The sequence below is a fragment of the Mesorhizobium sp. ZC-5 genome (assembly GCF_025753855.1).
Taxonomy (GTDB): Bacteria; Pseudomonadota; Alphaproteobacteria; order Rhizobiales; family Rhizobiaceae; genus Neomesorhizobium.
On record NZ_JAOWPT010000002.1, the window covers coordinates 316,595 to 334,238 of the forward strand.

A 17,644-nucleotide genomic window follows, 5' to 3' on the forward strand; every position below is an offset into this window, starting at 1 on the left:
CGGCGCCGAACGGCGGATGTTATCCACATTCCACCACAACCGGGAATCCAAGGTGTGAACAAACCCCAGAGCTTCTTTCATCTCCACCTGATTTCCGACGCCACCGGGGAGACCTTGCTCGCCGCCGGTCGCGCTGCATCGGCTCAGTACAAGGATGCCCGTGCCATCGAGCACATTTATCCTTTGATCCGCACCGAAAAGCAGCTGATGAAGGTTTTCGACGACATCGACCAGGAGCCGGGTATCATTCTCTACACGGTGGTTGACCAGAAGCTTGCCCAACTGATCGATGAACGCAGCACCGCGATGGGTCTGCCTTGCGTGTCGGTGCTCGAACCGGTGCTTGCCGTGTTCCAATCCTATCTCGGTACTCCGGCCGGCCGGCGCGTCGGCGCCCAGCATGTTCTCGACGCGGAATATTTCCGCCGCATCGACGCATTGAATTTCACGATGGAGCACGATGATGGCCAGTTGCCCGCCGACATGAACGATGCGGACATCATCCTCATAGGCATTTCCCGGACTTCCAAGACGCCGACCAGCATCTATCTCGCCAACCGCGGCATCAAGACCGCCAACATTCCGATCGTTCTCGGCGTGCCCATGCCCGAGAGCCTGGCCACCGCAAGGAAGCCGTTGATCGTCGGATTGATCGCCTCGGCGGAGAGGATATCGCATGTCCGCCAAAATCGCGTTCTGGGCACGAGTTCGGATTATCATTCACAGGGCTACGTCGACAGGGCGAACATTGCCGAGGAACTTGCCTACGCGCGGCAGATCTGCGCACGCCACGGCTGGCCGATGATCGACGTAAGCCGCCGGTCGATCGAGGAGACGGCCGCCGCCATTGTTGCGCTGCGTGGCAAGGCGCGATAATCCGGCGCCAGTGTCGAAAGCAAAGCCATGACCGAACGCATCATTCTTGCCTCCGGCAGTCCTTTCCGCAAGAAGCTGCTGGAAAACGCCGGCATCGATTTCGAGGCAATCCCTGCTTCGATCGACGAACGTGCCGTCGAAGCGACGCTGGAGAGAACAGGCGCAACACCTGAAGATGTCGCGCTGGTGCTTGCCGAGGCAAAGGCGCTCGATGTGAGCGAGAGAAATCCAGGTGCGCTCATCATAGGTTCCGACCAGACCTTGTCGCTGGGCGATACGATCTTCCACAAGCCAGCCGACATGGAAGCTGCCCGCAGGCATTTGCTCAAACTTTCAGGCAAGACCCATCATCTGAACAGCGCGGTGGTGCTGGTACGGGATGGTGAAACATTGTGGCGCCACGTCGGGACCGCACGGTTGACGATGCGCCACCTCGACCCTGCTTTCATCGACCGCCACCTTTCGCAGGTCGGCGATAAGGCACTGTCGAGTGTCGGCGCCTATCAGATCGAGGGTGAAGGCATCCAGCTGTTCGAAAAGATCGACGGCGACTATTTCACCATCGTCGGACTGCCGCTGATCCCCTTGCTCGCGGCGCTGCGGCAGCGGGGAGCGATCGATGGCTGAGGGTGGCAGAAAGGCCTTTGTGTGCGGCCATCCCGTGGCGCATTCCCGGTCGCCGATGATCCACAGCCACTGGCTGCAGCAGTTCGGCGTCGCCGGCTCCTATACAGCCCAGGATGTCGCGCCCGGTTACTTGCCAAACTTCCTGGCCAGCTTTCCCGAACGGGGATTTGTGGGCGGCAACGTCACCATCCCTCACAAGGAAGCTGCATTCGCACTGGTTGCTCAACGCGATGAAGCCGCCGAACTGATCGGGGCCGTCAACACCCTCTGGCGGCAAGAGGGTGCTCTTCATGGAGGCAATACCGACGCCTACGGCTTCGCCGCCAACCTGGACGAGAAAGTCTCCTGTTGGGCAAAGAGCCGCTCGGCGGTTGTGCTGGGGGCAGGCGGTGCCGCGCGCGCCGTGGTCTTTGCCTTGCAGCAACGCGGCATTGCGGATGTTCGCATCGTCAACCGGACGGTGGAGCGCGCCAGGGACCTGTCGTACCGCTTTCGTGGCGGCGTGACCGGACACCCATGGGACGCTCTGGCCGACCTGCTTCCCGATGCGGACTTGCTCGTCAACACGACGTCGCTCGGCATGCACGGTGAAGATGCCACGGTGCCGAACCTGGAAAATCTGCCTGAACATGCCATCGTTACCGACATTGTCTATGTGCCCTTGCAGACGCCGTTGCTTGCCGCCGCGGCCGCGCGTGGTTTGAAGACGGTGGATGGTCTCGGCATGCTGCTTCATCAGGCGGTGCCGGGGTTCGAGCGCTGGTTCGGAATTCGTCCGACGGTGATGCCGGAATTGCGGAGCATCATCGTCGCCGATCTGGAGACGCGGGCTTGATCGTTCTCGGCCTCACCGGTTCCATCGGCATGGGAAAGTCGACGACTGCAAAGATGTTCGTTGAGGCCGGTGTGCCGGTGCATGATTCGGACGCGGCCGTGCACCGCCTCTACGCGGGTGCGGCGACCCCCCTGGTCGAGGCGGCATTTCCGGGCACGACAGTCGACGGCGCCGTCGATCGCGCGAGATTGTCGTCCACGGTGCTGGGCAACCCGTCGGCGATAAAGCGCCTCGAGCAGATCGTCCATCCCCTGGTGAGGGCGGATGCCAATGCCTTTGTCGAAGACAATCGCGGTCGCGGGTCGCCGCTGGTCGTTCTCGACATTCCGCTGCTCTTCGAAACCGGCGGCAGGAACCGCGTCGACAAGGTCGTTGTCGTCACGGCGCCCGCGGATACCCAGCGCGCACGGGTGCTTGCCAGGCCGGGCATGACAGCCGCGAAATTCGCGGCGATCCTGGCGAACCAGGTGCCCGACGCCGAAAAGCGACGCCAGGCCGATTTCATCATCGACACAGGAAAAGGCATGGCCGTCGCGCGACGGGAGGTGCGCCGGATTATCGACACGCTGACCTCGAAAGCAGAGCAAAACACCGCCCCTTAGGTTGCCGCATCATTGCCCCGCGGTGCATTCTCCGGGACACGGAGTGATTCGATGCGGGAAATCATCTTTGATACGGAAACAACGGGCCTCGACGCCCGTGAAGACCGCATCATCGAGATCGGTGGCGTGGAACTGGTCAACCGTTTCCCGACCGGCCGTACCTTCCACCGCTTCATCAACCCGCAGGGCCGCGGCATTCACGCCGAAGCACTCGCGGTGCATGGCATCAGCGAGGCTCAGCTGGTGGGACAGCCGACCTTCGGCGAGATCTCGGCCGATTTTCTGGAGTTCATCGACGGTGCGAAACTTGTCGCGCACAATGCGGGCTTCGACGTTGCCTTCGTGAACGCCGAACTGGCTCGGCTCGGGCATCTGTCGGTCGAGCCCGGCCGTGTCGTGGACACGCTCATGCTGGCCCGGCGCAAGCATCCCATGGGCCCGAATTCGCTCGACGCCCTTTGCCGGCGCTACGGCATCGACAACAGCCGCCGCACCAAGCACGGCGCTCTGCTGGACTCCGAGCTTCTCGCCGAGGTCTATATCGAGCTCGTCGGCGGCAAGCAGGCCGCGCTCGGCCTCGAAATCATCGTCGAGCCGGCTCCGGGTGCGGTGCAGGTGGAGGGCGTGGCGATCATTATCGAAGCGCGCCCGCGTCCGTTGTCGCCGCGGTTGACGTCCGACGAACTCGCGGCGCATGCCGCGATGATCGCCGAGATCGGCGAAAAAGCGATCTGGAACCGCGTCGGCTCGGCCTGACCTGTTGATGCATGGCTGAAATTTGAAAACCCGGCTGGAGAGCCGGGTTTTTGATCTGTCATGCCGATGAAATCAGCTGACTTGGACTTTGGCTTTTGCCTGGTCCTCGGCAATCTTCTGCTGGAACATCTGCGCAAAATCGATCGGATCGAGCATCAGCGGCGGGAAACCGCCGTTGCGGGTCGCCTCGGCGATGATCTGGCGTGCGAACGGGAAAAGCAGCCGCGGGCATTCGATGAACAGCACCGGCAGCATGTGCTCCTGCGGAAAACCCTCGATACGGAAGACGCCGCCATAGACGAGTTCCACATTGAACAGCACGTCCTTTTCGAAGGCGGCCTTGGCGCTCAGCGTCAGGTTGACGTCGAATTCCTTGTCCGAAAGCGGATTGGCGTTGACGTTGACGTTGATGCTGATGGCCGGCGCCTGTTCGCGGCCGCGCAAGGAATTGGGCGCACCGGGGCTCTCGAAGGACAGGTCCTTTACGTATTGGGCCAGCACATTCAGCGTCGGCTGTGCACCGTTGCCGGCCTGCGCGGCGCCTGACGGGGCGTTTTCTTTTGTGGCCATCAGCCAAATCCTCTCGTTCAGCCGTCAAACGGCACATAAATCGCGCGTTGGCTAGCATGGGGAACAGACCGTGACAAGTTTCGCTGTCCGGGATTTTATCGTCGACGCTGGTCTACGGTTCGTCTTTGTCCAGACGGCGCCAGGGGGAGGCTTTGTCCTGTTCCTTGGAATATTCGCCTTCATCGAGATCGATCGTTTTCCCGTCTCCGCGGCCATCGGGCCTCGGCGATTGCCCGAAGCCCCTCCCGAAGCCGCCAACAATCTGGATGCGATCGCGAACAAGATACCAGCCCAGGTCGCGGATCGGCGGGATGAACAGCAGGATTCCCAGAATGTCTGTGACGAAGCCGGGTATAAGAAGCAGGATGGCTGCCAGGAGGATCATCACGCCGTGCGCGAGCTCACGTCCGGGGTCGCGACCGGCTTCGACCTGTTGACGGATCCTCGACAGAATTCCAAATCCCTGGACACGCAGCAGAATCCCGCCGGCGATGCCGCTCAGCACCACCAGGCCGATCGTAGGCAGGACGCCGATCTGGCTGCCGACCAAAACGAAGACCGCGATTTCGATCAGCGGCAGTGCCAGGAGAAGGAGCGAGAAGGGAAACAATGTCTCGTTTCTTTTTGTTGGGAACAGATTTACGCAAGCGTTATCATGCCGACGGGCACATTAAATAGGCATTCATGCCTTTGATTTGAATGATAGCCGTATGCGTTCTATATGCATTGATTGAGAATTGTGCGATGCGAACGCTGATTGGCGGCGCGGCGCGGGCCCGCGGTGCGGCAAACAAGGGATCGATTGGCGGAAGACATGGAATTCTTCGATTTCGGCACCATTTTTTTCCTCGTTGCAGCGGTGGTTATCTTTTTCCAGCTCCGCAACGTGCTTGGACGTCGAACGGGGAATGAGCGCCCGCCATTCGATCCGTATACGGCCGGCCGCAAACGCGACAAGGAAGTGGCCGGGGCGTCGGAGAACGTCGTCTCGTTGCCTCGCAAGCGGGCGAACGGCGAAGCCGACGAGACCTACAAGGCGATCGACGCCTTTGCCAAACCCGATACCGATCTGAACAAGGGCCTGCGCGCCATCAAGGATGCCGACGCTTCGTTCGAACCGAAGTCCTTCGTGGACGGCGCCAAGATGGCCTATGAAATGATCGTGATGGCTTATGCCGACGGCGATCGCAAGACGCTGAAAAACCTCCTGTCACGCGAAGTCTATGACGGCTTCGTGGCAGCCATCGCCGAACGCGAAGGCCGTTCGGAGAAGATCCAGTCCTCGTTCGTTGGCATCGACAAGGCGGACATCGTTTCGGCTGAGATGAAGGGTGGCGAGGCCCACGTCACGCTCCGCATCGTCAGCGAGCTGATTTCGGCCACGCGCAACAGCGCCGGCGAAGTCGTCGATGGCGATCCGGAAACCGTTGCCGAAGTGAAGGATGTCTGGACCTTCGCGCGCGATACGCGGTCGCGCGACCCGAACTGGAAGCTGGTGGCAACCGAAGCCGAAGACTGACGCCAACTGAGATCGCGGAGGCGCTTTCAGAAGGGCTCGGTCAGGTGTCGTTGTCTCAATCCTTCCGCGAAGTTTCCTGGGCTGAGCTTCCCAATTGGCGGGAGGATGCGCTCGAGGAAGCATTCATCGCTTTCCAAAAGTCAGCAGTTCACGCTCTCGGCAAGCCTTACCGGACCGGCGCGTTAGGCATTGATTTTGCATTGTTTTCCGAGGCTTACGAAGAGGCACGCGCGATAGACCCGGAAACCCAAGCGGGTGCGCGAACCTTCTTCGAGCGTCATTTCTCGCCTCATAGGGTGATCCCCGACAGCGGCGAAAGAGGCTTTGTAACCGGCTTCTATGAGCCGGAGGTCGAAGCTTCGCCACAAAAGACCGATCGCTTCCGCTATCCGCTCTTTTCGCGACCGGCCGACCTGGTGGATATCGACGACGGCAACAGGCCGGCCGGCATGGACCCTTACCTTGCGTTCGGCCGAGAGACCGCTGCGGGAATCGTCGAATATTTTGACCGCGCGGCCATCGAACAGGGCGCGCTGGCCGGCAAAAACCTGGAGATCGCCTGGCTGGAAGATCCGGTGGATGTTTTCTTCGTCCATGTCCAGGGCGCTGCCCGGTTGACCATGACCGACGGCAGGTTGAAGCGGGTTACCTATGCCGCCAAGTCCGGCCATCGTTTCTCGGGACCAGGTCATAAGCTGGTCAACCTTGGCGAGATTTCGCAAAAAGACGTGACCATGCAGTCGATTCGAGCCTGGTTTCGCGAAAATCCCGCCCGGATTGCCGAAATTCTCTGGCAGAATCGTTCGTTTATCTTCTTCCGCGAGGCGCCGGTCGACGATCCGGAACTCGGTCCTGTGGCGGCGGCAAAGGTGCCGCTGTCGCCCGGCCGCTCGATTGCGGTGGACCGGCTCCTTCATACCTTCGGTACGCCATTTTTCATCGATGCGCCGACGCTGACGGCATTTGACGGAAAGCCGTTCCGCCGACTGATGATCGCCCAGGATACCGGCTCGGCGATAACCGGTCCGGCGCGGGGCGATCTCTTCGCGGGATCAGGCTTCGCGGCTGGCGAAATCGCCGGCGTTATCCGGCATCCGGCAGATTTTTATGCACTTGTGCCAAAGGTACTCTTGTCCGGCGTGCCCCGATGAACGGTCGGGAGAAAAAGCTCAGCGACGAGGACCGCATTCTCTGGAACAGGGTCGCCAAGACGGCAAAGCCGCTGAGAGGCAGCAAAGTTGTCCTCATGTCGGAGCCCGAGCCCTCGGATCGGGCTGCGATGGAGCAGATTTTTGCCGCCGAGGCGATCGTCGCGGCGACCTCGGTTAAACAGCCAGTTAAGGAAAAATCACGACTGCACCCCTTCGATGCTCCCACCCGCAACAAGCTCTCGAAAGGCCGGTTGCCGATCGAAGGCAGGGTCGATCTGCACGGGATGACGCAAAGCGAGGCGCATGCCCTGCTGCTCTCCTTCCTGCATCGCGCTTATGCCGAAGGCATGCGCTACGTCCTGATCATCACCGGCAAGGGTTCGTCGTTCGGCAGCGACGGCGTGTTGCGACGCGCCGTGCCCGAATGGCTGGCAACGCCGTCCTTCCGTGGCCTGGTGAGCAGCCATGACGGTGCGGCGCGCCATCACGGCGGTGGCGGCGCCATCTATGTCCGGCTGCGCCGGCGAAACGGCGACCGGACATGACGCCATTCGGCCTGAAACTGCGTGAGCTTCGCCGCGCCAAAGGCGTTTCCCAGAAACAGATGGCCGGTGCACTCGGCATCAGCGCGGCATATCTTTCCGCGCTGGAACATGGCCGTCGCGGCATTCCCACCTGGGCGATGGTGCAGAAGATGATCGGCTACTTCAACATCATCTGGGACGATGCGGAGGAACTCCAGCGGCTTGCCGAGACCTCCCATCCGCGCGTGGTGATCGATACGTCCGGCCTTTCGCCGCGGGCGACGGAATTGGCCAATCGCCTGTCGAAGGACATTTCACAGCTCGACGAAAAAGATATCGACGGTCTGATGTTTCAGCTCGATGCCGCGCTTGAAAGGACGAAACAAGCTTAGAACAGCGCCCGAAGCTCGGGCAGTTTTTCGTTCACCAGCCAGCCGTAGTAGTTTTCTTCGGGAAGTTTTGGCTCCACACCTTCGCTTTGGCGCTTCTCGTTTTCCGCCTTGAGCGCGTAGGCACGCGCTTCCGGATTTCCGACATTGTACAGCGTCGCGGTGATCCCGGGATTTTGCGAGATATCGAAACCGGCAATGCTCCGGTAGGAATCGATCGACTTTTTCAACGTCGCAGCCACATAGGGCAGCGTCAGGTCGGGATCCATGATGGTCTCGTAGACCCGGTGAGGATTTTTCGCGTCAAGCCTGGGCAGTCCGGAAACCCGGCTGACGATATCGCTCATCTGCAGCGCCGTCAGCGGGTTGAGCTGACCGATGCCGAAGGTCTGTCCGGCATAAAGCGGCTGGAAGAAGGTCGCGCTGAAGCGATCGTTCGGGAAACTTGTGCCCCCGACCTGCCTGCCGCGAAATGAAGCGTTCCAAACGGATTCGCGGCAAGTCCAGAGATCGTAGCTGCCGTTCGCACCGCTGCATCTGGCGAATTCCGGCCGTGCGACGAAATCCGAGATATCCTCGCCTTCATAGCTGAAGGTGAGCCGGTTGCTGAGGTAGGCGACGGCCTTCACATAATAAGTCTGCAGCCTGTCATACGCATCGACGTTGTAGGTGTGCTCGCCGACGATCGCACCGACGATGTGCATCGGGTCGATGCCGTAGGCGGCGGCGGCTTCCCTGATCTTCGAGCGAAGCTTCCGGTCGTTCTTCAGCAGCGCATAAACCTTGCGGTATTTGGCTTCATAAGTCGTGTTGTTGGCCTTTGTCCGCTTGGCCGAAGCACCGGGAACATCGGGCTGATCCGGGTAATGGTTTCCCGGCGGCACCAACGTGGCGGCCTGCGCGTGGGCAAAACCCATCGCCAGGAAAAGGCAGGATAGAAGAAGAAAGGATCGTTTCATGCGCCGCCGCACCGTTGCCCATGCTTGATCCGCCAAGATCATGCACACCCAGAAGGTATTAACCGCGCAAATTAGGTAACGCCAGCAAGCAAGTCGAGGGAATAGTTGCCCGGCCAAGACCGGGCAACCCGCAGCCCGGCATCGGAGCAGATCCGATGCCGCTTCGCTAAAGGATGAAACGCGACAAATCCGTGTTCCGCGACAGGTCGCCGACATGTTTCTCGACATAGGCGGCATCGATCGCAACGGAGGTGCCCGATTTGTCGGGGGCGTTGAACGAAATATCGTCCAGCACGCGCTCCATCACCGTCTGAAGCCGCCTGGCGCCGATGTTCTCGACACTCGCATTGAGATCGACCGCGATGCCGGCGAGCGAATCGATGGCATCGTCCGAGAAGCTGAGATCGACCCCCTCGGTTTTCATCAAGGCGATGTACTGCTTGATCAGGCTGGCTTCGGTCTCGGTCAGGATGCGGACGAAATCGTTCTTTTCCAGAGCCCTGAGTTCGACGCGGATCGGCAAGCGGCCCTGCAATTCAGGCAGCAGGTCCGACGGCTTGGAAACATGGAATGCGCCCGACGCGATGAAAAGGATATGGTCGGTCTTGATCGGTCCGTACTTGGTCGCGACCGTGGTGCCTTCGACCAGCGGCAACAGATCGCGCTGCACGCCTTCGCGGGAGACGCCAGCCCCCATGCCGCCTTCGCGGTTGGCGATCTTGTCGATCTCGTCGAGGAAGACGATGCCGTCGTTTTCGGTCGCCTCGAGTGCCTTGCGAACCACCTCGTCCTGATCGAGCAGCTTGTCGGACTCGTCGCCGATCAGCAGTGCGTAGGATTCCTTGACCGTGGTCTTGCGCGTCTTGGTCTGTTTGCCGCCCATCGCCTTCGACAGCATGTCGTTGATGTTCAGCACACCGATATTGGCGCCAGGCATTCCCGGAATCTCGAAGCCGGGCATGCCGCCGGTGCCGGTGTCGGTCACTTCGACCTCGATTTCCTTGTCGTCCAGTTCGCCATCGCGCAGCTTCTTGCGGAAGCTGTCGCGCGTTGCCGGGCTTGCCGTCTTGCCGACCAATGCCTCGAGAACGCGCTCTTCCGCGTTTATGTGCGCGCGCGCCTTGACGTCTTCGCGCATCTTTTCACGGACCAGTCCGATGGCGACCTCGACCAGGTCGCGGATGATCTGTTCGACGTCGCGGCCGACATAGCCGACCTCCGTGAATTTGGTCGCCTCGACCTTGATGAAGGGCGCTCCGGCCAGCCGCGCCAGCCGGCGCGATATCTCGGTCTTGCCGACGCCGGTGGGTCCGATCATCAGGATGTTCTTCGGCATGACCTCTTCGCGCATGTCGCCTTCGAGCTGCTGCCGGCGCCACCGGTTGCGCAGCGCGATGGCCACGGCGCGCTTGGCGTCCTGCTGGCCAATGATGTGGCGATCGAGTTCTGAAACGATTTCGCGGGGAGAGAAGGTGCTCATATCTACTGTAATCCACTTTGCCACTGCCTGATGGACTCAAACGGATGCAGCAGCATGATCACGTTGAGCGTCAGATTGTCCCGGATGAGATAGCCCACGCCGAACTCGAAGATGAGGGCGAGGACAACGATCATCCATATAGGAAGCCTCGCGGCCATCACAAAGCCCAGCACCATGGCCAGCGTGTCGGCCACCGAATTGACGATGCTGTCGCCGTAATAGTCCAGCGAGATCGTTCCCTCCCGATAGCGGTTGATGATGAAATCGCTGTTTTCCAGGATTTCCCACGCGCCTTCGATCAGGATCGCCGGTATCAGCCGCAGCCACGGCGACATGCGCGGGAAAAGGAACCAGGTCAGCGCATAGAACAGGAAGCCGTGGATGATGTGGGAAAAGGTATACCAGTCCGCGATGTGCTGGGAATTCTCCGAGCTCTGGACGACGCCGTGCCACAGTTTGACGTAGCCGCACTCGCAGATCGGCGTGCGGCCCATGCCGTAGAGAATGCCGGCCTGGAACACGATCAGCCCGATCGAGACCAGCAGCCCGATCCGCCAGGCGTCCGCGAACGTCGATCCGTTTTTTCCGCCACCGGACGTGCTCATGGGTCAGTCCTCTCCGGCTTCCCGCGCCATCATCAGGGCAGGACCATACACCGAGGTGCGGGTATCGAAAGCCCGAAACCCGGCCTTTTCGTATGCCCGGATGGCGCGGATGTTGGCTGGATCGGGATCGATGACCACGCGAGGCGTGCCCTCGGCGAACAGCGTGTCGACGAACTGGCGGATAATCGCCGAGCCGTGCCCTATGCCGACGAGGGCCGGATCGCCGATCGAAACATCGATGCCCAAGGTGCCGTACGGCTGATCCTGATAGGGATGGCCGTCTTCCAGATGCGGGTCGTAGCTCTGGATGTAGGCGATCGGACGCCCGCCCAGCTCGACGATCAGCGGCTCGGTCTCGACGGAATCCATGGCTTCCCGGATCTCGGCCAGAGACTCCTGCGGGTCGCCCCACCACTCGGCGAGGTGCGGCTCGGCAAGCCATCGGGCCAGCATCGGCAGGTCGTCCACTGTTACCGAGCGGAAATCGTAGCGAGGCGCTGCGTCACGCGGCATCGATGGTTTCGACAACGACGTTGTGGTTGGTGTAGACGCAGATGTCGGCCGCAATCTGCATGGCCTTGCGGGCGATCTCTTCCGCGTCGTTGTCGGTATCCATCAGCGCGCGTGCCGCCGCCAGCGCATAATTGCCGCCCGAGCCGATCGCCATGACGCCATGCTCCGGCTCGAGCACGTCGCCGGTGCCGGTGAGCGCCAGCGAAACATTCTTGTCGGCGACCAGCATCATTGCTTCGAGGCGGCGCAGATAACGGTCGGTGCGCCAGTCCTTGGCTAACTCGACGCAGGCACGCGTCAGCTGGTCCGGATATTGCTCGAGCTTTGCCTCGAGGCGCTCAAGCAGGGTGAAGGCGTCTGCCGTTGCGCCGGCAAAGCCCGCGATCACATTGCCCTTGCCGAGGCGCCGGACCTTCTTGGCATTTCCCTTCATGACGGTCTGGCCGAGGCTGACCTGGCCGTCGCCGGCGATCACGACCTTGCCGCCCTTGCGCACCGTCACGATGGTCGTGGCGTGCATGCTCAAATCATTCGACATATATGGCTCCGATGTCGCGCGATCCCTTATGGCAATCGCCCGTTACGAGTGAGGGTCCGGCCATATGTATGCATGGCCGAAACGTTTGCAAACCATGTCGGCCGCCAAGCCGTCGGCCAACTGGAATTCGCCGCGCCATGCTGATAGAAGGCAGCCGCTTCTGCAATTCGTTTCGGAGAAATGATCGATGGCATCCGGCAAGGAAAAACGCGCCGCGAGCGTCAGCCGCAAGACCAAGGAGACCGAGATTTCGGTGTCCGTCGATATCGACGGCTCGGGCAGCTTCGATATTTCGACCGGCGTCGGCTTTTTCGACCATATGCTGGAGCAGCTTTCACGCCATTCGCTGATCGACATAACGGTCAAGGCCAAGGGCGATCTTCACATAGACGATCATCACACGGTGGAAGACACCGGCATTGCCATCGGCCAGGCGATTTCAAAGGCGCTTGGCGACCGTCGCGGCATCGCCCGCTATGCATCGCTCGACCTCGCCATGGATGAAACGCTGACGCGCGCCGCGATCGATGTTTCGGGCCGCCCGTTCCTGGTCTGGAACGTCGGGTTCTCGGCACCCAAGGTCGGCACTTTCGATACCGAACTTGTGCGCGAGTTCTTCCAGGCACTGGCGCAGAACGCCGGCATCACCTTGCATGTGACCAACCACTACGGCGCCAACAATCACCATATTGCCGAGACGTGCTTCAAGGCCGTGGCACGGGTGCTGCGCGCAGCCACCGAGCATGATCCGCGTCAGGCGGGCGTGGTCCCCTCGACCAAGGGCACACTGAACGGGTGACGCTGTAATGGCCAGTTATGTCGTGATGCAGCCTGAGGGCAATGCCGGCGCGGATGCCGAGGCCGCGGTGTTCGTCCGTGACGGTTTTGCCTACATAGCCTTCTTCCTGCCGGCGGTCTGGCTGCTGTGGCACCGCTTGTGGATTGAGGCCGCACTGGCAATTGCTACGACATTGGCCCTGACGGCACTCGGAAATGTTGGCGGATTCGGCATGGCCGCGCCGCTGCTGTCTTTGCTGGTTTCGATTTATGCCGGGCTCGAAGGAGCGGCATTGCGCATCGCGGCACTGCGCCGCCGCGGCTGGCGTGAACTCGGCGTGGTTGTGGCGGACAGCCAGGACGACGCTGAAATGCGCTGGCTGATCAAGGCAGGAGCCTTGCCGGAAGAACCCGAATTCGGACGCCCGGATTTTTCGCCGGCGCCCGACGCGTCGCGCAGGGCAGACTCAGGCCCGATGCTCGGCTTGCTCCTCAACCCCGGTAAATCCTGAAATGCGGGTTGCAATCATCGACTACGGCTCGGGCAATTTGCGCTCGGCGACCAAGGCTTTCGAGCGCGCCGCGCGCGAAGGCGGCATTGCCGCTGAGATCGACCTGACCGCCGATGCGGAACGGGTGCGGAGCGCCGATCGCATCGTGCTGCCGGGTGTCGGCGCCTATGCCGATTGTGCTGCCGGCCTGCGCGCCGTCGACGGCATGTGGGAGGCGGTCGAAGAGGTTGCGGTCGCCAAGGCGCGGCCATTCCTCGGCATCTGCGTCGGCATGCAGCTGATGTCGGAGCGTGGCCTGGAGAAAACCGTTACGCGGGGCTTTGGCTGGATCGACGGTGACGTCAAGGAGATCGCGCCTGCCGACCCGGCCCTCAAGATTCCGCAGATCGGCTGGAACACGCTGAAGCTCCAGCGCGACCATCCGCTGTTTACCGGCATTCCGACCGGGCCAAACGGGCTGCACGCCTATTTCGTCCATTCCTATCATCTCGAGGCGACCAATGCCGATGAAGTGGTGGCAGTGACCGACTATGGCGGCCCGGTGACGGCGGTGGTGGCCCGGGACAACCTTGCGGGCACCCAGTTCCACCCCGAAAAAAGCCAGGCACTCGGCCTGGCATTGATCGCAAATTTCCTGAGGTGGAAGCCATGATCCTGTTCCCGGCCATAGACCTCAAGGACGGCCAATGCGTGCGCCTGAAGCTCGGCGACATGGACCAGGCGACGATCTACAACGCGGATCCGGCCGCGCAGGCGAAAGCCTTTGAAGGCCAAGGCTTCGAGTGGCTGCATGTGGTCGATTTGAACGGCGCATTTGCCGGGGAGAGTGTCAATGGCAGCGCTGTCGAGGCAATCCTCAGGGCGACCAAAAATCCGGTGCAGCTTGGCGGCGGCATCCGCACTCTCGCGCACATCGAGGCCTGGCTGGAAAAGGGGCTCGCCCGCGTCATCCTGGGGACTGTCGCGGTGAAGGACCCCGATCTGGTGAAGGAGGCCTGCCGGAAGTTTCCGGGAAAGGTGGCCGTCGGCATCGATGCCAAGGGCGGCAAGGTTGCGGTTGAAGGCTGGGCGAAAGCCTCGAAACTCGGTGTCATCGAGCTGGCGAAAAAGTTCGAGGGCGCCGGCGTTGCCGCCATCGTTTATACCGACATCGATCGCGACGGCGTTCTGGCCGGCATCAACTGGGAATCGACCATCGATCTCGCCGAGGCGGTGACGATTCCGGTCATTGCTTCAGGCGGGCTGGCGTCGATCGCCGATGTTGTCCGCATGACAATGCCCGACGCGAAAAAGCTGGAGGGTGCGATTTCCGGGCGGGCACTTTATGACGGTCGCATCGACCCGCACGAGGCCTTGGCGATCCTGAAAAAGTAGAATCGATAGAATCACTTAGCCGAATTCGCTATGTAATTGAAAGTCAAGATCTATTTCTTTGACTTTTCTGGTTTTCCAGACTATATAACTGGATAAATGGATTGGGGGTTCCCGGTCGGCGTTGGGCTTCGGAGTATTCCGAAGCCTTTCGCTTATGGAGCATAGACACCGCTGCTGGGCCGAGCGAATCGCTTATAATTGTTAAGCTTCATGGCGATTGCATCATATGATCGGTTGGCCTGAGTTGGCCGAACGATCTTCAATCCAATAGGACGCGCGGTCAGATCTGCTATCTGCATGCCTGTTGAATTTGTCCGCTTGTCGGAAAAGTGGATATTAAACTCAGGGAACCGTATCCTTAAATCATTCGCTCCATCGACGATCCGGCGGAACTCGAGTTCTAAGTCTTGGTCTTCCTTGGTGCCTCTCTTCTCAAAGATGAAATGGTGGACCAATCCTATCTGGCCTCGCTTCTCGAGATAGCGGAAAGCCGATTGAAGACAAATCCGAAGTGAGATCCCATACGGATTGCTTGGAAACAGATCTAGCTTCAGGGCATGCTTGTCGATCACCGCTGCGAATATCGCAAACCGCGAACGACCAACCAGCGCAGTCAAATCCTCCATGAATGCCTCGCGAGTCCTCAGATCCACAAGGAAGGTGAAGGCACCCGTCTGTTTCCGGATTTCTCTCTCATGAAGTACGATCGCGTCGTGGCCGAAGTATTTAAACTTGAAGCTCAGAAAGCTGGGTATTATGCGCGAGCAATAGTCTGATTTACGGAAAGCGCAGAGCGACAGAGAAAAGGCTGGATAGGCGGGATCAATCGACGTAAGCGAGTGATCGCCGCTTTCATCAGCATAGAAGATATAGTCTCCATGCGCTGCCATGAGAATCCCTCGGAAAGGTAATCAGTTTAGCCCGTGCTGAAAGCCCGCGTCATCCCCTGCCTCGACGTCAAGGACGGCCGTGTCGTCAAGGGCGTCAACTTCGTCGACCTCATCGATGCCGGCGATCCCGTCGAAGCGGCCAAGGCCTACGATGCCGCCGGCGCCGATGAGCTTTGTTTCCTGGACATCACCGCGTCGTCGGACAATCGCGAGACGATCTTCGACGTCGTCGCCCGCACCGCCGAACAATGTTTCATGCCGCTGACAGTCGGCGGCGGTGTGCGCCAAGTCGCGGATATACGCAAATTGCTGCTGGCCGGCGCCGACAAGGTCTCGATCAATACGGCGGCGGTCAAAAACCCGGATTTTGTCGCCGAAGCCGCCGACAAGTTCGGCAACCAGTGCATCGTCGTCGCCATCGACGCAAAAAGGGTTTCCCGGGAGAACGAGAGCCCTCGCTGGGAGATTTTCACGCATGGCGGCCGCGAGAAGACCGGCATCGACGCGGTCGAGTTTGCCCAGCAGGTCGTGGACCGGGGAGCCGGCGAAATCCTGCTGACCTCGATGGATCGCGACGGCACCAAGATCGGCTACGATATTGCTCTGACGCGAGCGGTCGCGGATGCAGTGCGCGTGCCGGTGATCGCTTCAGGCGGCGTCGGCAATCTCGACCACATGGTGGCCGGTATTCGCGACGGCCACGCGACGGCGGTGCTGGCCGCGTCGATCTTCCATTTCGGCACCTATACGATTGCGGAAGCCAAGGCGCACATGGCCCGGGCCGGTCTCCCGATGCGACTCGACTCCGTCGCCCAACCATCCTAAAGGGCGCGCATGGCAGGTTTTTCGCTTTCCGACCTGGAACGGATTGTTGCTGAACGCGCACGATCCGGTGATACTGATTCGTGGACCGCGAAGCTGTTTTCGCGCGGCATCGACAAGGCCTCGCAGAAACTTGGCGAGGAAGCGGTCGAGACGGTCATCGCCGCCGTAAAAGGCGATGCCGAAGGCCTCGTTTCCGAAAGTGCTGATCTTATCTATCATTGGCTGGTCGTCCTGGCGATCGCCGGCATTCCGCTGGCCGACGTGATGGCCGAGCTTGAGCGTCGCACCGCCCAGTCGGGCCTGGCCGAAAAGGCTTCACGCAAGCCGGGCTGATCCGGTGGAAGCACAAGAGTGAGTTTTGATGGACCAGCTTGCGCCCACCGAGAAATATTCTCCTTATCTTTTCTTTTCCGCCGCCGAATGGGCCAAATTCCGCGCCGACACGCCGCTGACGCTGACCGAGGAGGAAATCGACCGGCTACGCTCGCTCAACGATCCCTTCGATCTGGAAGAAGTGAAGCGCATCTATCTCTCGATGTCGCGCTTGCTGTCGGCACATGTCGAGTCGAGCCAGCTGCTGTTTCGGCAACGTCAGGCCTTCTTCAACAAGGAAAGCGTGGTCAAGACGCCCTACATCATTGGCATCGCCGGTTCGGTTGCAGTTGGCAAGTCGACCACCGCACGCGTTTTGAAAGAGCTGCTGGCGCGCTGGCCTTCGAGCCCAAAGGTCGATCTCATCACCACCGACGGCTTTCTCTTTCCCAACGAGACCCTTCGCCAGAAGAACCTGATGGAGCGCAAGGGCTTTCCAGACAGCTATGACGTCGGCGCGCTGCTGAGGTTCCTGTCGGGGATAAAGGCGGGCCTGCGCGATGTTCAAGCACCGCTTTATTCGCACCTGACCTACGACGTCCTGCCAGGTGTGTTCACGACCATCGACCGCCCCGACATCCTGATCTTCGAAGGCATCAACGTGCTGCAGCCCGGCAAATTGCCGCGAGACGGCAAGATCGTTCCGTTCCTGTCGGATTTCTTCGATTTCTCGATCTATATCGACGCCGACGAAAACCTGATCCACGAGTGGTATATCGCCCGTTTCATGCGGCTGCGCGAAACTGCATTCCGTAATCCTGAATCCTTCTTCCACCGCTATTCGCAGCTGTCGGAGGATGCGGCCAAGGCGATTGCCGAAGGCCTGTGGAACAACATCAACCTGAAGAACCTGCGCGAAAACATCCTGCCGACGCGCGCGCGGGCGGACTTGATCCTGCGCAAGGGCGCCGACCACCTGGTCGAGGAAGTCGCGCTCAGGAAGCTCTGAG

General features: G+C 60.5%; 24 protein-coding genes. 16 read left to right on the top strand and 8 right to left on the bottom strand.

The genetic code is table 11. The features are described 5' to 3' along the window. Positions 1 to 54: 54 nt before the first annotated feature. The 5 genes from OHD58_RS04710 to dnaQ are packed head-to-tail and all read left to right on the top strand — an operon-like array spanning position 55 to position 3,696. Positions 55 to 876 carry a pyruvate, water dikinase regulatory protein gene (locus OHD58_RS04710; protein ID WP_263801902.1) on the top strand — a complete coding sequence of 274 codons (822 nt, stop codon included), beginning with the start codon at positions 55 to 57 and terminating at the stop codon, positions 874 to 876. 27 nt (positions 877 to 903) lie between these two features. Further along, on the top strand, positions 904 to 1,503 hold the full coding sequence (locus OHD58_RS04715) for a Maf-like protein (RefSeq protein ID WP_263801903.1): 600 nt from the start codon (positions 904 to 906) through the stop codon (positions 1,501 to 1,503). Further along, a complete protein-coding gene (locus OHD58_RS04720) occupies positions 1,496 to 2,338 on the top strand; it encodes a shikimate dehydrogenase (RefSeq protein WP_263801904.1) in 843 nt (280 codons plus the stop codon). The genes OHD58_RS04715 and OHD58_RS04720 overlap by 8 nt, the downstream gene beginning before the upstream one ends. Next, on the top strand, positions 2,335 to 2,940 hold the full coding sequence (gene coaE, locus OHD58_RS04725) for a dephospho-CoA kinase (RefSeq protein ID WP_263801905.1): 606 nt from the start codon (positions 2,335 to 2,337) through the stop codon (positions 2,938 to 2,940). Before OHD58_RS04720 ends, coaE begins: the two co-directional genes overlap by 4 nt. A gap of 51 nt (positions 2,941 to 2,991) precedes the next feature. Then, entirely contained in the window at positions 2,992 to 3,696 is a 705-nt protein-coding gene (gene dnaQ, locus OHD58_RS04730) for a DNA polymerase III subunit epsilon (RefSeq protein ID WP_263801906.1), read from the top strand. Between the two features lie 72 nt (positions 3,697 to 3,768). On the opposite strand, the gene secB is transcribed toward dnaQ, so the two are convergent. Continuing rightward, positions 3,769 to 4,266 (bottom strand): protein-export chaperone SecB, encoded by a 498-nt coding sequence (secB, locus tag OHD58_RS04735; protein WP_263801907.1) that lies wholly within the window; start codon positions 4,264 to 4,266, stop codon positions 3,769 to 3,771. A gap of 112 nt (positions 4,267 to 4,378) precedes the next feature. Next, positions 4,379 to 4,816 carry an FxsA family protein gene (locus OHD58_RS04740; RefSeq protein ID WP_412177159.1) on the bottom strand — a complete coding sequence of 146 codons (438 nt, stop codon included), beginning with the start codon at positions 4,814 to 4,816 and terminating at the stop codon, positions 4,379 to 4,381. A gap of 264 nt (positions 4,817 to 5,080) precedes the next feature. On the opposite strand from OHD58_RS04740, the gene OHD58_RS04745 reads away from it, so the two are divergent. From OHD58_RS04745 to OHD58_RS04760, 4 genes are read left to right on the top strand one after another with little or no spacing between them, the layout of a single operon-like run. Further along, positions 5,081 to 5,785 (top strand): Tim44/TimA family putative adaptor protein, encoded by a 705-nt coding sequence (locus tag OHD58_RS04745; RefSeq protein WP_263801908.1) that lies wholly within the window; start codon positions 5,081 to 5,083, stop codon positions 5,783 to 5,785. 44 nt (positions 5,786 to 5,829) lie between these two features. Next, on the top strand, positions 5,830 to 6,936 hold the full coding sequence (locus OHD58_RS04750) for a murein transglycosylase A (RefSeq protein WP_263801909.1): 1,107 nt from the start codon (positions 5,830 to 5,832) through the stop codon (positions 6,934 to 6,936). Next, a complete protein-coding gene (locus OHD58_RS04755; protein ID WP_263801910.1) occupies positions 6,933 to 7,481 on the top strand; it encodes a Smr/MutS family protein in 549 nt (182 codons plus the stop codon). The genes OHD58_RS04750 and OHD58_RS04755 overlap by 4 nt, the downstream gene beginning before the upstream one ends. Further along, positions 7,478 to 7,852, top strand: a complete 375-nt coding sequence (locus tag OHD58_RS04760; RefSeq protein WP_263801911.1) for a helix-turn-helix domain-containing protein — start codon at positions 7,478 to 7,480, stop codon at positions 7,850 to 7,852. Before OHD58_RS04755 ends, OHD58_RS04760 begins: the two co-directional genes overlap by 4 nt. Here OHD58_RS04760 and OHD58_RS04765 read toward each other — a convergent pair. From OHD58_RS04765 to hslV, 5 genes are all read right to left on the bottom strand, one after another. Then, the gene (locus tag OHD58_RS04765) at positions 7,849 to 8,808 is read right to left on the bottom strand and encodes a DUF1402 family protein (RefSeq protein ID WP_263801912.1); all 960 of its coding nucleotides are present in this window, start codon (positions 8,806 to 8,808) and stop codon (positions 7,849 to 7,851) included. The genes OHD58_RS04760 and OHD58_RS04765 overlap by 4 nt on opposite strands. Before the next feature lie 166 nt (positions 8,809 to 8,974). Next, a complete protein-coding gene (gene hslU / locus OHD58_RS04770; protein ID WP_263801913.1) occupies positions 8,975 to 10,288 on the bottom strand; it encodes an ATP-dependent protease ATPase subunit HslU in 1,314 nt (437 codons plus the stop codon). A gap of 2 nt (positions 10,289 to 10,290) precedes the next feature. Beyond that, on the bottom strand, positions 10,291 to 10,893 hold the full coding sequence (locus OHD58_RS04775; RefSeq protein ID WP_263801914.1) for a DUF2585 domain-containing protein: 603 nt from the start codon (positions 10,891 to 10,893) through the stop codon (positions 10,291 to 10,293). A 3-nt stretch (positions 10,894 to 10,896) separates the two neighbouring features. Next, positions 10,897 to 11,406 carry a GNAT family N-acetyltransferase gene (locus tag OHD58_RS04780; RefSeq protein WP_263801915.1) on the bottom strand — a complete coding sequence of 170 codons (510 nt, stop codon included), beginning with the start codon at positions 11,404 to 11,406 and terminating at the stop codon, positions 10,897 to 10,899. Further along, complete coding sequence (gene hslV / locus OHD58_RS04785) at positions 11,396 to 11,944, bottom strand: ATP-dependent protease subunit HslV (protein WP_263801916.1); 549 nt, start codon at positions 11,942 to 11,944, stop codon at positions 11,396 to 11,398. Before hslV ends, OHD58_RS04780 begins: the two co-directional genes overlap by 11 nt. 187 nt (positions 11,945 to 12,131) lie before the next feature. Between hslV and hisB the strand changes: the two genes are divergently transcribed. Genes hisB through hisA form a run of 4 tightly spaced genes read left to right on the top strand, consistent with a single transcriptional unit; the run spans position 12,132 to position 14,607 of the window. After that, positions 12,132 to 12,743 (top strand): imidazoleglycerol-phosphate dehydratase HisB, encoded by a 612-nt coding sequence (gene hisB, locus OHD58_RS04790; protein WP_263801917.1) that lies wholly within the window; start codon positions 12,132 to 12,134, stop codon positions 12,741 to 12,743. Positions 12,744 to 12,750: 7 nt separating this feature from the next. After that, the gene (locus OHD58_RS04795) at positions 12,751 to 13,233 is read left to right on the top strand and encodes a DUF2628 domain-containing protein (protein ID WP_263801918.1); all 483 of its coding nucleotides are present in this window, start codon (positions 12,751 to 12,753) and stop codon (positions 13,231 to 13,233) included. Position 13,234: 1 nt separating this feature from the next. Continuing rightward, entirely contained in the window at positions 13,235 to 13,885 is a 651-nt protein-coding gene (gene hisH, locus OHD58_RS04800) for an imidazole glycerol phosphate synthase subunit HisH (protein ID WP_263801919.1), read from the top strand. After that, on the top strand, positions 13,882 to 14,607 hold the full coding sequence (gene hisA / locus OHD58_RS04805; protein ID WP_263801920.1) for a 1-(5-phosphoribosyl)-5-[(5-phosphoribosylamino)methylideneamino]imidazole-4-carboxamide isomerase: 726 nt from the start codon (positions 13,882 to 13,884) through the stop codon (positions 14,605 to 14,607). Before hisH ends, hisA begins: the two co-directional genes overlap by 4 nt. A gap of 152 nt (positions 14,608 to 14,759) precedes the next feature. On the opposite strand, the gene OHD58_RS04810 is transcribed toward hisA, so the two are convergent. Continuing rightward, a complete protein-coding gene (locus OHD58_RS04810; protein ID WP_263801921.1) occupies positions 14,760 to 15,497 on the bottom strand; it encodes a DUF3800 domain-containing protein in 738 nt (245 codons plus the stop codon). A gap of 33 nt (positions 15,498 to 15,530) precedes the next feature. Here OHD58_RS04810 and hisF point away from each other — a divergent pair, with 33 nt between their 5' ends. From hisF to coaA, 3 genes are read left to right on the top strand one after another with little or no spacing between them, the layout of a single operon-like run. Then, on the top strand, positions 15,531 to 16,322 hold the full coding sequence (hisF, locus tag OHD58_RS04815) for an imidazole glycerol phosphate synthase subunit HisF (RefSeq protein ID WP_263801922.1): 792 nt from the start codon (positions 15,531 to 15,533) through the stop codon (positions 16,320 to 16,322). Between the two features lie 9 nt (positions 16,323 to 16,331). Then, the gene (locus OHD58_RS04820; protein ID WP_263801923.1) at positions 16,332 to 16,655 is read left to right on the top strand and encodes a phosphoribosyl-ATP diphosphatase; all 324 of its coding nucleotides are present in this window, start codon (positions 16,332 to 16,334) and stop codon (positions 16,653 to 16,655) included. A 28-nt stretch (positions 16,656 to 16,683) separates the two neighbouring features. Beyond that, positions 16,684 to 17,643, top strand: a complete 960-nt coding sequence (gene coaA, locus OHD58_RS04825) for a type I pantothenate kinase (protein WP_263801924.1) — start codon at positions 16,684 to 16,686, stop codon at positions 17,641 to 17,643. Position 17,644: the final 1 nt, after the last annotated feature.

Bases quoted from the DNA above. Each gene is read 5' to 3' on its own strand.
- OHD58_RS04715 (WP_263801903.1), top strand. From the start codon at position 904: ATGACCGAACGCATCATTCTTGCCTCCGGCAGTCCTTTCCGCAAGAAG.
- OHD58_RS04720 (WP_263801904.1), top strand. From the start codon at position 1,496: ATGGCTGAGGGTGGCAGAAAGGCCTTTGTGTGCGGCCATCCCGTGGCG.
- dnaQ (WP_263801906.1), top strand. From the start codon at position 2,992: ATGCGGGAAATCATCTTTGATACGGAAACAACGGGCCTCGACGCCCGT.
- secB (WP_263801907.1), bottom strand. From the start codon at position 4,266: ATGGCCACAAAAGAAAACGCCCCGTCAGGCGCCGCGCAGGCCGGCAAC.
- OHD58_RS04745 (WP_263801908.1), top strand. From the start codon at position 5,081: ATGGAATTCTTCGATTTCGGCACCATTTTTTTCCTCGTTGCAGCGGTG.
- OHD58_RS04755 (WP_263801910.1), top strand. From the start codon at position 6,933: ATGAACGGTCGGGAGAAAAAGCTCAGCGACGAGGACCGCATTCTCTGG.
- OHD58_RS04760 (WP_263801911.1), top strand. From the start codon at position 7,478: ATGACGCCATTCGGCCTGAAACTGCGTGAGCTTCGCCGCGCCAAAGGC.
- OHD58_RS04765 (WP_263801912.1), bottom strand. From the start codon at position 8,808: ATGAAACGATCCTTTCTTCTTCTATCCTGCCTTTTCCTGGCGATGGGT.
- hslU (WP_263801913.1), bottom strand. From the start codon at position 10,288: ATGAGCACCTTCTCTCCCCGCGAAATCGTTTCAGAACTCGATCGCCAC.
- OHD58_RS04775 (WP_263801914.1), bottom strand. From the start codon at position 10,893: ATGAGCACGTCCGGTGGCGGAAAAAACGGATCGACGTTCGCGGACGCC.
- OHD58_RS04780 (WP_263801915.1), bottom strand. From the start codon at position 11,406: ATGCCGCGTGACGCAGCGCCTCGCTACGATTTCCGCTCGGTAACAGTG.
- hslV (WP_263801916.1), bottom strand. From the start codon at position 11,944: ATGTCGAATGATTTGAGCATGCACGCCACGACCATCGTGACGGTGCGC.
- hisB (WP_263801917.1), top strand. From the start codon at position 12,132: ATGGCATCCGGCAAGGAAAAACGCGCCGCGAGCGTCAGCCGCAAGACC.
- OHD58_RS04795 (WP_263801918.1), top strand. From the start codon at position 12,751: ATGGCCAGTTATGTCGTGATGCAGCCTGAGGGCAATGCCGGCGCGGAT.
- hisH (WP_263801919.1), top strand. From the start codon at position 13,235: ATGCGGGTTGCAATCATCGACTACGGCTCGGGCAATTTGCGCTCGGCG.
- hisA (WP_263801920.1), top strand. From the start codon at position 13,882: ATGATCCTGTTCCCGGCCATAGACCTCAAGGACGGCCAATGCGTGCGC.
- OHD58_RS04810 (WP_263801921.1), bottom strand. From the start codon at position 15,497: ATGGCAGCGCATGGAGACTATATCTTCTATGCTGATGAAAGCGGCGAT.
- OHD58_RS04820 (WP_263801923.1), top strand. From the start codon at position 16,332: ATGGCAGGTTTTTCGCTTTCCGACCTGGAACGGATTGTTGCTGAACGC.
- coaA (WP_263801924.1), top strand. From the start codon at position 16,684: ATGGACCAGCTTGCGCCCACCGAGAAATATTCTCCTTATCTTTTCTTT.